Source organism: Tenacibaculum salmonis (genome assembly GCF_041053065.1).
In the GTDB taxonomy this organism is placed as follows: Bacteria; Bacteroidota; Bacteroidia; order Flavobacteriales; family Flavobacteriaceae; genus Polaribacter; species Polaribacter pacificus_A.
Genome location: NZ_JBFCVV010000001.1, coordinates 1,611,144 through 1,626,567 on the forward strand (window position 1 = coordinate 1,611,144; position 15,424 = coordinate 1,626,567).

Sequence of the window (15,424 nt, forward strand, 5' to 3'; positions counted from 1 at the left end):
TTATTTTAAAATAGCATCAATCCCTGGTAATGTTTTTCCTTCTAACATTTCTAACATTGCACCTCCACCTGTAGAAACATAACTTACTTTATCACCAAAACCAAACTGTTTTACAGCGGCTACAGAATCTCCTCCTCCAACTAAAGAGAAAGCTCCGTTTTCAGTTGCTTTTGAAATAGCATTTCCTAATTCAATAGTACCTTTTGAAAAATTCTCTAATTCAAAAACACCTAAAGGTCCGTTCCATAAAATAGTTTTAGATTTTGCAATTACTACTGCAAAATTTTCAGAAGTTTTTGGTCCACAATCAAGTCCCATCCATCCTTCAGGAATTTTTGTAGTATCAACAACTTGAATGTTTGCATCATTAGAAAAAGCATCAGCAATTACAGCATCTACAGGTAAGTGAATTTCTGTATTTTTTTCTTTTGCTAATTTCAAAATAGCCAATGCTAAACTTAATTTATCATCTTCAACTAATGAATTTCCGATGTTTCCACCTAAAGCTTTTATAAAAGTAAAAGTCATTCCACCACCAACAATAATATGATCTACTTTTTCAATAATATTTTCAATAACTCCAATTTTAGATGATACTTTTGCACCTCCTAAAATAGCTGTTACAGGTTTTTCTGAATCATTTAAAACCTTATCAATACTTTCAATTTCAGTAGCTAATAAATTACCAAAACATTTGTTATTAGTAAAAAACTGAGCAATTACAGCCGTAGAAGCATGCGCTCTGTGTGCCGTACCAAAAGCATCGTTTACATAAATATCTCCCCAGTTTGATAATTTTTCAGCAAAAGAAACATCTCCTGCTTTTTCTTCTGGATAAAAACGTAAGTTTTCTAACAATAAAATTTCTCCACTTTTTAAATTTGCTACAGCATCAGCAACTTCATCACCAATACAATCGTTTACAAACTTAACCTGAACGCCAATATTTTTTGTTACTTCGGCAATAATATGACGTAATGAAAATTGATCTTCCTTTCCTTTTGGTCTTCCTAAATGCGACATTAATACACAACTACCTCCATCTTCTAAAACTTTGATAATTGTTGATTTTGCTGCTTGAATTCGGGTAGCGTCTGTTACTTCAAATGCATCATTTAAAGGCACATTAAAATCTACACGGATTAATGCTTTTTTATTTTCGAAATTAAAATCGTTTAGTGTTTTCATATTTTTTATTAAAAAGTATCGTCTTATATTTATGTTACAAAAATAATTATTTAAATCTTATTCGTTTGTACTATTTAACTTTTCAAACATATATATTTGTGAATGCTTATTATTTGATATGAATAGAATTTATATAAAAGTAACTTCAGAAAAACTAAATTTACAAGAATGTTATGATTTTGTAGAAGATTCTGCTTGCGGTGGAATTGCCTGTTTTGTTGGAACTGTTAGAAATTCAACCCAAAATAAAAACGTAACTCAATTAGATTTTTCTACTTACAAACCGATGGCAATTAAAGAAATGCAAAAAATAGCTGAGTTAGCCTTAGCCAAATTTAGCATCAAAAAAATAGCCATTCATCATGCAGAAGGTTTACTACAGATAAAAGATATTCCTGTAATTATTACTGTTTCTTCTCCGCACAGAAATGCTGCTTTTGATGCTTGTCAATTTGCAATTGATACCTTAAAAGAAACCGTACCAATCTGGAAAAAAGAATATTTTGAAGATGGGGAAGTTTGGGTAAATGCACATCCTTAGCAAATAAAATATTTAATAAGGCAAATCTGCTGGTTCAATAAAATCAACTTCAGGATTATATATTTCGATTAAAAACATTTTTATTTCATCCATAAATTCTGCTAATTTTTCTTCTGTAACTAAGTTATCAACACCTCCTCTTTTAGGTGAAAAATTCATCTTCAAAAATCCATTATTTAAATTTTTAAAAGATATAATTCCTGCTTCTAAATTCTTCGAAAAATCAAAATTCTTATTTTTAGTATATAAAAAAGCATACAGCATTACTTGAATTGCTTTATGATGTTTTATATCTCGAATATTCGTAAAATCAGAAGCTTTTAAGTTAGCCGAATTTACCATTCCTGTTTTGTAATCTATAATTCGAATAACGCCATTTAACTCGTCTATTCTGTCTACTTTTCCGTGTATTTTTATAGGGAAATCAATTCCTTCAACCATAATTTCAGTTGATAAAAAATCTTCTACTCCTATAATTTTCAGGCGATTATTTTCATCCTTTAACAGTTCTTTTTCTTTGGATAAAAAATTTTCGACAAAACGATTTGCTACTTCAAAAATCAATCTATTTTTTCCTGTAGTAATATTTCCATTTTTAAAATGTTCTGAAAAATAATAAACTACTAATTTTTTTGTTTTGACTTTCATTTTATCAATATCGGCAACTGATAAAAACGCACCAACATACGGTTTATACAACGCATCTAAAACATCATGAACTACGTTACCCATCGTATTTGAAGCAACGGTTTCTTCAACATTTTCAAACTCGTTTATCTTTAAAATTTTCTGCTTATAAAATGCTATCGGATTGTATAAATAATTAGTTAAAGCCGAAGGAGATATTCCTTTTTGAGCAAGTTCTCTCAAATATTCTAAAGCTTTTTCATCTTTTTTAATCTCTTTTAATTTTACAGGTGATGTTACTAATTTAGGACTGATTGTTTTTTCGGTAATATCATTTCGCATCATTTCTAATTGTGTTACAAAACGACTTTTTTCACCACTTCCAAAAACATCATGTTCTGTATTATATAGGATGAAAATATTTTTAGCTCGTTGTAATAATCTGAAAAAATGATATGAAAAAAGCGCATCTTTTTCTTTGTAAGTAGGCAACCCAAATTCAATTTTCACATCAAAAGGAATAAACGTGTTTTGCTGACTACTTGCAGGCAATACGCCTTCATTTACCGAGGTAATAATTACATTTTCAAAATCTAACATTCGGGTTTCTAAAACTCCCATTAATTGTAATCCTTGAAGTGGTTCTCCTTGAAATGATAAACTTTCAGATTGAATTAATTGTTTAAAAAACTGATGTAACGTTTTTAAATCTTGTACATAATTAAACTCGTTATGTAAATTTTGTAATTGCGTAAAAGCCGTATAAAAACGGAATAAATATTCTTTTTCTAAATCGTTTGCTCTATCTTTTAAAACATTTATTAACTGTAATATTCTTGATAAAAATTCTGATATTGTTGAAAATTTTGAAAAAACAAGCCCAATAATTTCTTTAATTTCATCATCTAAAGGCACTAAAAAATCATTAATTTTAGCACGACTTATAAATGTATTATTTTCTTTAACAATAGCTAATGAAATAATTTCTGCTATATTTTCAAGTTCATTAATTTGTAATAATTTATATATTGATGCATCTTTTACAAAACGAACCACATCTTTATGATAAAATAAATTTTCGGTTTGTTTTTGTAATTTTTCTTGATTATTAAACAACTGAAAAATAGCGAAAATTAAAGTAGTTGTAGGAATATCTTTTAACGGATATCCCATAGTAATATTGATTGCTTTCACGCTTTCTGGCAGTGAATTTAGGGTAATCGGTAATAAAGTTTCATCAGCCAAAACCAAAGCTGTATTGTTATGACTTGATAATTTTGCTAAAATTTCACCTGCATGTTTTACTTGTGTTATATTTTTAGAAGCACCTATAATTTGAATATTTTTGGTTTCAGCAAAATAATTCTTGATTGTTTCTAACTTATTCCCTGTGTTTTTCTCATAAAATTTCCAGTTTTTCTTATACTTTCTAAGAAAACTTCCCGCCTGATGATTTGTTTGATAAAATGATTTATCTACATCCCAATATACCTTGGTATTTCCTTCGGATAAAAAAGCTTGAAACAAGAATTCTTCGGCAGTATTTAAGGCATTAAATCCGATGAAAAAATATTTTTTATGTTGATTTTTTTCGAGAAAACTCACAACTTTTTTAGTTGCTTCGCGATACAAAACTCCTTGATAACCTATTTCATTTTCAAGTAAAAACTTATAAAAAACTGTATAAAACTTCTCTAATCTTTCTATAAAAGAAAAATGATCTTTTATCAATTCTGTTTCTTTAAATTCTCCTTTTACCGACCATTTTTCTAAGCGATGAATATCTCGTAAATACACGAAAATTTTAGTCGGATCAATTAAATGCTGATCGATTTCGTTAAAATCGGTCAAAACAGTAAAAGCCCAAGTAGAAAATATATCAAACGAATCTGGTTTTTCTTCTGCTTCTTTATAAATCGTATAAAAATGAAATAATAATTGTACCGAATCTACTTTTGTAATTTCAGAAATATCTTCAACTAAATCTCCAATATTAATAACTTCAGGCAAAAAACCTGCAAAAATTTTATCTTTAAATGTTTGTTTTACAAACACTCCTGCTCTTTGAGAAGGAAGAATAAATACAACATCTTCAAATGATTTAGTGGTTTCTAAAATTGCCTCTAAAGTTTCAGAAATAAACGAATTCATAGCTTTTTTTTTAATCAACCCAAAGTACAAATTTTATCTTATTTTTGATAAGAATAACCACTTCATTTTTTGAATAATGCATACTCATAATAAACTTAAAACAGTACTTGTACAATCTGATATTGTATGGGAAAATCCGAAAGAAAACAGAAAAAATTTTCAAGAAAAAATAAATAAACTTTCTTCGGATATAGACCTAATTATTTTGCCTGAAATGTTTACAACTGGTTTTACTATGAATCCAAATTCATTAGCTGAAACCATGAATGGTGATACCATTATTTGGATGCAAAAAATATCAAAAGAAAAAAAATGCGCCATTACAGGAAGTATTATTATCAAAGAAAATGAACTTTATTTTAACAGATTATTATTTGTACATCCTTCAGGTAAGATTGATTTTTATGATAAAAAACACTTATTTACCCTTGCTGGCGAGCAGAAAATATTTACCGCTGGAACTAAAAAAAATATTGTTAATTACAAAGATTGGAAAATTTGTCTGTTAATTTGTTATGATTTGCGTTTTCCTGCATGGGCAAGAAACACCGAAAATTACGATTTATTACTATACGTAGCAAGTTGGCCAACTTCAAGAATTGACGCTTGGGACACTTTATTAAAAGCTCGTGCAATTGAAAATATAAGTTTTACAATTGGTGTAAATAGAATTGGAATTGATGCCAATGGACATGAATATAATGGAAATTCTGTTTGTTATGATATGCTTGGAAACTGTATCGATAAAAATAATAACAGTAAAGAAATATCTTTACACATCGAATTAAATAAAGAAGAACAAAATAAAATCCGTAATAAATTTGGATTTTTAAATGATAAAGATACTATTGTTTTTAACTAATTTTTAATAAAAAAGCAACCCTAAGGTTGCTTTTTTAATTGTTTTTTATTTATGCTGGAATCATCCATTTAAATTCGAACTTTGTATCAGGAACTGTAATACGTTCTGTAATTCGATACATTCTAGCTGGTAATTTCATTAAATAATCACGGGCTTTTTCTGCTTCAGGTGTTAAACCTGTAATTTTATCGATTTCCCAAGCTTCGTTTAATTTCTTAAGAATATCTACATAATCAAAACCAGTATATACACCTACTCTTTGCGCTACTGTCGAAAAATCATCAAATAAACTTCCTTTTGCTTCAAAAGAATGTCTTAAATGATATGCAGGCATTACAATTTTGTGTTTCATCATGTGTTGAAAAGCTAACATCATCTCACTAGGGTCAATAGCAAAAATTTGTTTTACAAACTCGGTATATGCTAAATGATGACGCATTTCATCTCCAGCAATAATTCTAGACATTTTTGCTAAAGATTTATGGCCATGTTTCTTTGCTATTTTTCCTACATTTAAATGAGAAATATAAGTTGCTAACTCTTGAAAACTTGTATATACAAAGTTTTTATAAGGGTCACTAGCTGTACCAATATCAAATCCATCAGTAATTAAATGTTGTGTTGTAATTTCTACCTCACGCATATTTACTCTTCCTGAAAGATATAAATATTTATTTAAAACATCTCCATGACGATTTTCTTCTGCCGTCCAAGCACGAATCCATTTTGCCCAGCCATTGTCAGGGTGTTGTGTAACTCCGTCTAAATCTAATAACCAAGATTCATAAGTTGGTAAAGCTTCTTCAGTAATAGTATCTCCTACTAATACAACCCAAAAATCATCATCTAATTCTTTTGATAATTCTCTGATTTCTTCTACTTCAGAAATAAAAGTATCTTGTTGTGAATTTGGTAAAAAATCAGTTGGTTGCCAAATTTTTTCAGCAGGGATTAAAAACTTATCTACGAAAATATCGATGTTCTTTTCGAGCGTTTTCATAACTTCCTTTCGGATATTTTGTATTGACATAAATATATAATTATATTTTATAAGTGATTATAAAATTGATTCTTTAATAGTACTTTCCACACTAGCTATCAACTCATTAAACGGTAAACCATCTAATTTTATTGGCTTGTGTGTTATAATTTTTATAGGACTTCCTAATCCTAATGGGAATTTCCCGTATTTAAATACTTTCCATGAATTGTTAATTGTTAACGGAACAACATATGCTTCAGGATTGTATTTTGTAATCATTTTTAAACCATTTGGTGAAAATGATTTAGGCACTCCTGTTTTACTTCTTGTTCCTTCAGGAAAAATAACAGCAGACCAATTATTTTTTTCTATTCTTTTTGAAAAACTAGCCAATTCAGTTAATGCTTGTCTTGCATCTTTTCTATCAATTAAAGCAGCTCCTCCGTGTCTTAAGTTGAATGAAATACTTGGAATACCTTTTCCTAATTCTTTTTTAGATACAAATTTAGGATTGTATTTTCTAAAATGCCAAATAATAGGCGATATATCAAAAGTACTTTGATGATTTGATACAAATATTAAACTAGTATTTTCTGGTAATTTTTGCTCATTTTCTACTTGAACACGAACTCCTAAAACTAATAATGATTGAATTAAAAACCAATTCATAATATTTACAACATTCTGATGTCCTTTTTGACCAAACAACTTCAGTCCTAACCATTGTATAGGATGAAATATTAATAGTAGTGAAAAGAAAACTACCGCAAATATAGATGAGATGATATAACTTAAAAGCTTCATTATTATAATTTAATGTTTGCAAAAATAAAAAATCCCGCGATAGCGGGAGTATATTTTTCAATTAAAACCAATTGCTCCAAGGAATTCTTGATAATATTAGTACTAATGCTGCTCCGTAAAAAATAGCAAAGGTTTTAAATTTGGTTTCACTTTTTACTTGTTTCTTATGTTTTGACCATCCGATGGTGATTAATACAATAGCAATAATCATCATTAATGGATGCTCTAAAGCAAGTAATCTTACGCTAGAATCTTTCATATCTCCTAATCCTTTTTGAAAACCTCCAACAAAGTATACTAAAAAACCTAGTAATAATTGAATATGAGTTGTTATTAAACTAAATAAGCCTAAACGAAACTCTTTGTGTGTAAATTCTTTTTTCTGAACTAATCCTACAATCGCATTTATTACCGTAAAAACCAATACGGCTACGACTATATATGCCCAATAAGAGTGTAATGTTTTAATCATGATGTGTTTGTGTTAGTTTTTGTTGATGACAAATTTAGTGAATTTTATGCATAAAAAAACCACCTCAATTGAGGTGGTTTTAAAAATTTTATTATATAATAATATTTAATAAAAAACTGATTATTAGAAATTATATTTAAGACTAAAGTTCCAAGTTGTACCATATCCGAAGAAACCTTTATTTGCTGTAGCAATTCCGTTATGTAACATGTTATTTGATCTATAAGTTCCTTTAGAAGCATCATCTGAATCAATCAAATCATCTGCCTTAATACTTGACTGTAATTCAGAAAGGTATTCTGTATCTAAAACATTATTTACATTAAAACGAAAATCAATACTTTGAGTTTCGGTTGCTAAAGGTAAATGATAAGATATACCTAAATCAAGTAATCCATAAGAAGGTAATTGTAAGTTTTCTTTTTGAGCTCCTACATTAGCATACAATCTATCATAATAACGGTAATCAGTATCAACTGATAAATTTTCAGTGATTCTATAATCTAAACCTAATCCAAGAGTTGTTTGAGCAGCATCGCCTACTTCTCCTCCATCATAATCAACCTCTCCTGTATCAATTAAATTTTGATCCTCATCAACAACCTGTGTCAATCCTTTTCCTTTATATCTCCAATCTCCATAAGAACCGAATCCTTTAACTTTTAAATCTTCAATTGGCTTATATGTAAAATCAACTTCAACCCCTTGATGTAATTGTTCTACTCCATAATTTGTTGTAAGTTGTAAAACATCTTCAACAATTTTACTTGCAGAAGTTACTCTATCTTTCCATGAAGTTCTATATAAGTTAAAATTTGCTGAAAAATTAGAAGAACTATATGCATAACCTGCTTCGATACCTAATATTTTTTCATTTTCTGTTGCAGGGTTTACGTAATTTGAATAATTTAAATAAATATTATCATGATATGGTTGTCTTGAATAATATCCTGAGTTTACGTAAACTTTATTTGCTTCATTAATAGTGTAACTTAATCCACCTTTTACGTTATATCCTAAATTCTCAACACGTTCAGCTTTTGTACCATCAGTTGTTATATGACTTGGTAAATCACCTGTAGCTTGTGAAGAAGTTCCATCAACTAATGATTGATCAGCATACTGATAATAATCTGTTCTATCATGATATTGATTTGAAATTGCTCCTTGGAAAAATGCAGAAAATTTATCTGTTGCGTACTCTAATTGAGTAAATGCTCCCATATATGAAATAGTTTCATCGTAATCCCAAGCTATTCTTTGTTTTTTATCATAAGAATTAAATAAAGCTTGATAAGGATTTGCAGCATAAGATTCTGTAACTACTACATTTTTATAATCTCCGTAAGACCCCACTTTAGGATGTCCTTCTATTGTATGATCTAATAATTGAATATTTTCTTGCCAAGATTTTAAACCATGAAAATCGGCAATAGTTCTATAGTGTTTTCCGTGGTAAGTTCTTAAATCTACTCCAAAATTGAATGTTAAGTTCTCTGAAAGTTCTTTTTCAAAATTAGATACCATACCATACCAATCATGCATATTCATACTAGCTCTGGTAGCATAACCATTTCCGGCAGCATAAAGTCCTCCTGCTCCGTTTAAAGCTGTTGCATTTTTAGCATAAATAGCATCATAATCAACATTTCCAGAATCAGTTTTTATTTTATTACCTCTACCTCCTGTTCCACCACCACGTCCCCAAGAAGCATAAAGTACTGTAGATAAGTTTGATGTTTCATTAATATTAAAATCCCAGTTAATATTAGCAATAGGTTTATGATAAAAATTTCTTCTTTCAGTTTTATATTCTCCTTTATAAGTACCCCAATTACTATTATATCTTGTACCTTTTTCTAAATATGTTTCAATTTTTTCACTGAAAGCTTGATCATGTTGTTGTGGAGCTCCTGTTAATAAGAAGTTGAAATTATGTTTTTCATTTGGTTTGTATCCAAAAGAAATAAAATAAGTTTGTCCTTCTCCTTTATTTCCATCCATATAACCATCACCTTGCCAATGAGATAACATTACTGAAGCCGCAAACCCTTTATCATTTACTCCTGAATTATAAAAAGCTGTAGTTTTATAGTACTGATTATTTGCAATTGCACCAGAAACATAACCACCTTCTTTTTTACCTGTTGTTTTAATAACAAAATTTGTTGTACCTCCAACAGAAGAAATAGCTAATTTAGAAGCTCCTAAACCTCTTTGAATCTGTACTGCTTCTGCAATATCGTTAATTCCTGACCAATTCGACCAATACATTTTACCATCTTCCATACCATTAATTGGTTGTCCATTTAATAAGTATGCAGTATTATCTTGTCCAAAACCTCTTACCGCAATTCTTGAATCTCCAAAACCTCCAGTTTGTCCAGCGACATATACAGAAGGTGTATTCACTAAAGTCATGGTAATATCTTGAGTTCCTATCTTTTTTTGAATCTCAGCAGCTTTAATTGTAGAAACTGCAACTGGTGTTTTTCTACCTCCAGCTAAATCAATAACTCCTTTACCAATAATTACAATTTCATCTAAAACATTTGAAGGAGCTAATTTAATAGTTCCTAAATTACCATTCGAAGCTGCATAAGTCAACTCTTTATTAACATATCCTATAAAAGACACAATAATAACACCTGAATTTGATTTTGTATTTAATTGAAATTTTCCGTCAAAATCAGTTGCAGTTCCGTTTGTAGTTTTTTTAACTACAACACTAGCTCCAGGTAATGGTTCACCTGTTTCGTCAATTACTTTTCCAGTAAGTTTTGTTTGTCCTAAAACTGTAGCTGCTACAAAGAACATTACCACTAATAAAACATTTTTAATTTTCTTCATTTTAAATCTAAATTGTTATTAAATGCAAGTACAAAGGTGTTCCTTTTACACTTTATAAATATTAACTTAGTGTTAACTTTTTTAACTATGACTTAACTAAAAAAAAGAAATAAAGCTGTTTTTTTTAAAATATTTTATCTAATTAATTAACATTTTTTTTGCTAGTTCTTTACCTAACTCTACTCCAAACTGATCATATGAATAAATATTCCAAATAACACCTTGTGTAAAAATTTTATGTTCATAGGTTGCAATAAGCATTCCTAACGATTTTGGCGTTAATTTTTTAAAGAGAAGAGAATTACTTGGTCGATTACCCTCAAATATTTTATAAGGCAATAATTGATTTATTTTATCTAATTTATTTGCTACTTTTAACTCTAAATGTATTTCTTGTTTTGTCTTACCATAAGCTAAGGCATCCATTTGAGCATAATAATTAGCCATTAATTTTTTATGTTGATCTATTAAACCATGTAAAGATTCTTCAAAACCGATAAAATCTGCAGGTATTCGTTTTGTTCCTTGATGTAATAACTGCATAAAAGCATGTTGAATATCAGTACCAGTACCTCCCCAAATAACACCACCTGTTTGATAACTAATTTCTTGACCATTTCTATCAATACTTTTTCCATTACTCTCCATAATTGCCTGTTGCAAATAAGCTGGTAATTTATATAAATATTGACTATAAGGTAAAATTACTTCAGTTTCTGATTTAAAAAAATTATTAGACCAAATACCCAATAAAGCTAATATTACAGGGATATTTTTATCAAAATCAGTAGTTTTAAAATGCTCATCAATCTTTTCTGCTCCATTTAATAATTCTTTAAAATTATCATATCCGATAGATAAACTAATAGAAAGTCCTACTGCTGACCATAATGAAAACCTACCTCCAACCCAGTCCCACATTGGAAAAATATTCTCTTCATTAATTCCAAAATCTATTGCTTCTTCAATATTAGATGATACCGCTACAAAATGTTTAGATACATCAGTAACTCTTCCCGATTTTAAAAACCACTTTCTAATAGTATTTGAATTTGTAATAGTTTCATCAGTCATAAAAGATTTTGAGACAATTACAAATAAAGTAGTTTCTGGATTAAGTTTTTTTAAAACTTCAAACACATGATCTCCATCTACATTTGAAACAAAGTGTGAGTTTAGTTTATTTCGATAAAACTGTAACCCTTCTACCACCATACTCGGTCCTAAATCAGACCCTCCTACACCTATATTAACAATATCAGTAATTGCTTTTCCCGTATACCCTTTCCATTGACCAGAAATAACCTTATTACTAAAGTTTTCCATTTTTCTTAGTGTAGCTTGTATCTTCGGTTTTATATTTTCTCCATCAACTAAAACAGCTGTAGTAGAATTACTCCTTAAAGCTGTATGCAATACAGATCTTTCTTCAGTTACATTAATTTTGTCTCCTGAAAAATATTTATCAATAGCATCTTTTAATTTTGATTCTTCTGCTAAAGAAATCAATAAATCAATTGTTTCTTGAGTTATATGATTTTTAGAATAATCAACAACTAGTTCATCTAAAGAAATAGAAAATCGTTCTTTTCTATTTTTATCTTTAAGAAAAAGTTCTTTAAATTCATACAGTTTAGCTTCTTTAAAATGATTTGTTAATTTACTCCAAGCTTCGGTTTGAGTCGGATTAATGTTTTGTAAAGGCATAATTAATGTGTAGCTAATTTTTTTAATTGGAAGAATTATAAACTGTATCTTTTTCAGATAAAGTTATAACATCTAATTTTCTTTTTAATGGCTTTATAAACTCAAAATATTTTGGTTTAATTTTAGCGTCTAAAGGTTCAGCTGTAGGTAATTTTTGTTTAAACGGATCTACTTGTTTACCATTTTTCCAGAAACGATAACAAACATGAGGTCCACTAGTATTTCCTGTCATACCTACCCAACCTATTATGTCACCTTGTTTTACATAATCACCTACTTTTACCTTTCTTTTTTTCATATGTAAATACTGTGTTGTATAAGTAGTATTATGCTGAACTTTCACATAATTTCCATTTCCACCTCGTCTTGCAGAAGCAACAACAGTTCCGCTTGCGGTTGTCATTATTGGAGTACCATATTTTGCAGCAAAATCGGTTCCTTTATGCGGACGAACTCTTCCATAAAGGGCAATTTTTCTTCTTAAATTATAACGTGATGATATTCTATATTGAAATTTAATAGGTGATTTTAAAAATGCTCTACGAAGCATATCTCCTTTTTCATTATAAAATTCAGGAATTTTAGTAATAGAATCTCCAACAAACTTATAAGCATATAAATCTTCTCCTTTATGATTAAAAACAGCTGCTTTTATAGCTCCATAACCAACAAAAGTAGTATCATTTATATATTTTTCATCATAAATTAATTTAAAACTATCTCCTTTTTTTAAATTATAAAAATCAAGTGTCCAAGCATAAATATCTGCAACTTTATTTGTTAAAGATGCTTTTAAACCTAAACTATCCATCGTTACTGATAAATTTGATGAAATTTTACCTGTAACCTCTTTTTCAAGAGTTGTTATTTTTTTATGAACCTTATAAGCTGATACAACAGAATCATTAAAATTTATAACTGTTGCATCTACTTTATTATGTTTATAAATAAAAACACGTGCTTTTTCTAAAGAATCTTTTGAAGTAAGAACTGTATATTTTTTACCTGAACGGATACGTCTAACATCAAAAGTATCTTTAATAGTTGTTGCTATTTGATTTATTTTAGGATACATAACATGATGTCTATCTAAAATAACACCAAAACTTTCTCCTTTTTTTATAGTATCATTAATTATTTTAAAATTATCTAAATTAAAACCATAGGCATAAACTGATTTTGGTTTTAATATTTTAACAGGAAGTTTCACCTTTTTTTCATCTTCTTTTTTACAAGAAAAAAACAGAGAAAAAGCTAATAATAAAAGAATATATTTTTTCAAAAAAAGATAATTTAAATATGTGTACTCGCAAAAGTACAAATAAAAACTATTGATTATTGAACTTTAGCAATAACTAAAATACTTATTCTGTTTAATCAAAAACAATCTCAAACGGATTTGCTAATCCTTTATAAGCATCTAACTCTGCACGAAGTGAACCTACTGATAAAGAAGCCTTTACTTTCATTGGAATTTTATTTTGATCAGCAGTAATCCAAACCGTAACACTTTCTTGCGCTTTAAACACTCTTCCTGCCTTTACTATCGGTCTAAATTTTTGTGTTTTAACTTTTCCAAATTTCGTTTTTATCGTTTCATTCCCTAAAAAACGCAATTTAAAAGGGTACGTATGATTGTCAAAAAACATATCAATTTTTATCTCTTCTCCTTTTGCCATGTTTTGAGTATTATAACTTCTCAAAAAATAGAAAGAAGAAATCATATCTTGCACATTTACAGCACTAATTACAGTATCTTTTTTTTTGATAAAATCCTCAACATGAGCTGTATTTTGTTCCTGATTAAAGGTTATGTGTTTATTTTTTTTATGACCACCTTCGTCTATTTTTCTTTTAAATAAATAAGGTTTTCCTGATTGTTTATCAAAATAAGATTGATAATTATCATTTACTTCAAAAAACCATTTAATCATACCAGTAGTCCAACCTTTAGCGGTTGCATGCACTACTTTTTTTCCTTTTAAATTTTCTTCATTTAATGATAAAGTAGCATTTCCAGCTTTTAAAAAACCACTATAACTCATTTTAAACTGAAGCCATTCACCATCTTTAAATGGTTTTACTTTTTGTTGACCAAACGTAATTGAGGTCAAAAATAATACGGAAATAAAAAATAGTAGTTTTTTCATAATATTCAAACTTATGAAAATAGTTAGACAATTATTGTTCCAAACTAAAAAAAGACTATTTGAATTTAAAATTCTAACAGTCTTTTTTTATTGTTATTTTGATATTAAGAAACACCCCAGTTTTTTAATTCTTCTTCGCTCCATAAGTAAGGAAAAAATATTCTTCGTTGATATTTTGGATGCATATATTTTCGCCAGTTACTTCCTCCTGTTGCTTCTAAATCTTTATCGCCACCACCTAAATATTTTCCTGCTGCATCGTAATGAGCCATCACCCATTTTATATTTACGGTATAATCATAATGACGCATTGCTTTTATCAACTCATCACTTTGTTGTACTTCTTTAGGTAATTCTTTAAATTTTTTAGAAAGATTACAACTTTTATAATTTTCTATAGAATCGATAAACTCCTTTTTATATTTTTTTTCAAATAATTTAATTAAAGTTGATTTTTCTCCTGTTTTATGGTTTACTCCTGCCGCTTGCCAATACAAATGATTATAAGTATTTTCAAGCGAAGAATCTACATCAAAAGTAGCTCTATAACGCGCATCTATCAAGTTAATAATTTCTGTTGATGCAAATTCTATTTGACGATATTGTGCACTTTGAAACCCACTTGCAGGCGTTAAAGCAGTTCGGAATTTCAAATATTGATCAATATCCATTCCATCTTGCATTACGTTAAAAGAATTGCAAAGCATGTCAAAATAATTACTAACACGCATTAAATGTTTCGAAAATTTTTCAGCAGTAATTGCATCTTCAGCTTCTGATATTTGATTAAGTTCCCATAAAATCATTTTAAACAACAATTCATTTACTTGATGATACATGATAAAAACCATTTCATCTTTTTCTGTTGTTCTAGGAGTTTGTAATGCTAATAAAGCATCCGTTTGAATATAATCCCAATAAGTAATAGGCTTGCTATGAAGTAAGCCTTCCAGCATTGTTTCTAACGGAACATCTAATTTTTTATACTTATCTTCTATTGCTATTAAAAGCGCTTCTTTATCCATTTTTATATTTTATATAAAAATTATTATTAAAATCACCATTTTAATAAGTACTTGCACTTATTAAA

At 28.6% G+C, this 15,424-nt stretch carries 12 protein-coding genes; 2 read left to right on the forward strand and 10 right to left on the reverse strand.

Annotated features, from left to right (window positions below):
- A complete protein-coding gene (locus tag AB0T67_RS07015) occupies window positions 1-1,188 on the reverse strand; it encodes a phosphoglycerate kinase (protein WP_369219720.1) in 1,188 nt (395 codons plus the stop codon).
- A gap of 118 nt (window positions 1,189-1,306) precedes the next feature.
- On the opposite strand from AB0T67_RS07015, the gene AB0T67_RS07020 reads away from it, so the two are divergent.
- The gene (locus tag AB0T67_RS07020; protein WP_369219721.1) at window positions 1,307-1,729 is read left to right on the forward strand and encodes a molybdenum cofactor biosynthesis protein MoaE; all 423 of its coding nucleotides are present in this window, start codon (window positions 1,307-1,309) and stop codon (window positions 1,727-1,729) included.
- Between the two features lie 12 nt (window positions 1,730-1,741).
- Here AB0T67_RS07020 and AB0T67_RS07025 read toward each other — a convergent pair whose 3' ends face one another.
- Window positions 1,742-4,507 carry a PD-(D/E)XK nuclease family protein gene (locus AB0T67_RS07025; protein ID WP_369219722.1) on the reverse strand — a complete coding sequence of 922 codons (2,766 nt, stop codon included), beginning with the start codon at window positions 4,505-4,507 and terminating at the stop codon, window positions 1,742-1,744.
- 76 nt (window positions 4,508-4,583) lie between these two features.
- Here AB0T67_RS07025 and AB0T67_RS07030 point away from each other — a divergent pair, with 76 nt between their 5' ends.
- Entirely contained in the window at window positions 4,584-5,369 is a 786-nt protein-coding gene (locus AB0T67_RS07030) for a nitrilase family protein (protein ID WP_369219723.1), read from the forward strand.
- 49 nt (window positions 5,370-5,418) lie between these two features.
- On the opposite strand, the gene AB0T67_RS07035 is transcribed toward AB0T67_RS07030, so the two are convergent.
- From AB0T67_RS07035 to AB0T67_RS07070, 8 genes are all read right to left on the reverse strand, one after another.
- The gene (locus AB0T67_RS07035; protein ID WP_369219724.1) at window positions 5,419-6,399 is read right to left on the reverse strand and encodes an acyl-ACP desaturase; all 981 of its coding nucleotides are present in this window, start codon (window positions 6,397-6,399) and stop codon (window positions 5,419-5,421) included.
- Between the two features lie 27 nt (window positions 6,400-6,426).
- Window positions 6,427-7,155: a lysophospholipid acyltransferase family protein gene (locus tag AB0T67_RS07040; protein WP_369219725.1), complete on the reverse strand. Its 729-nt coding sequence runs from the start codon at window positions 7,153-7,155 to the stop codon at window positions 6,427-6,429.
- A gap of 61 nt (window positions 7,156-7,216) precedes the next feature.
- Window positions 7,217-7,627, reverse strand: a complete 411-nt coding sequence (locus AB0T67_RS07045; protein WP_271231176.1) for a hypothetical protein — start codon at window positions 7,625-7,627, stop codon at window positions 7,217-7,219.
- A 123-nt stretch (window positions 7,628-7,750) separates the two neighbouring features.
- Entirely contained in the window at window positions 7,751-10,477 is a 2,727-nt protein-coding gene (locus AB0T67_RS07050) for a TonB-dependent receptor (protein WP_369219726.1), read from the reverse strand.
- Between the two features lie 138 nt (window positions 10,478-10,615).
- Window positions 10,616-12,184: a glucose-6-phosphate isomerase gene (gene pgi / locus AB0T67_RS07055; RefSeq protein ID WP_369219727.1), complete on the reverse strand. Its 1,569-nt coding sequence runs from the start codon at window positions 12,182-12,184 to the stop codon at window positions 10,616-10,618.
- A gap of 22 nt (window positions 12,185-12,206) precedes the next feature.
- Window positions 12,207-13,466: a peptidoglycan DD-metalloendopeptidase family protein gene (locus AB0T67_RS07060; protein ID WP_369219728.1), complete on the reverse strand. Its 1,260-nt coding sequence runs from the start codon at window positions 13,464-13,466 to the stop codon at window positions 12,207-12,209.
- Between the two features lie 91 nt (window positions 13,467-13,557).
- Window positions 13,558-14,334: a DUF3108 domain-containing protein gene (locus AB0T67_RS07065; RefSeq protein ID WP_369219729.1), complete on the reverse strand. Its 777-nt coding sequence runs from the start codon at window positions 14,332-14,334 to the stop codon at window positions 13,558-13,560.
- 104 nt (window positions 14,335-14,438) lie between these two features.
- Entirely contained in the window at window positions 14,439-15,359 is a 921-nt protein-coding gene (locus AB0T67_RS07070; RefSeq protein WP_369219730.1) for a tryptophan 2,3-dioxygenase family protein, read from the reverse strand.
- Window positions 15,360-15,424: the final 65 nt, after the last annotated feature.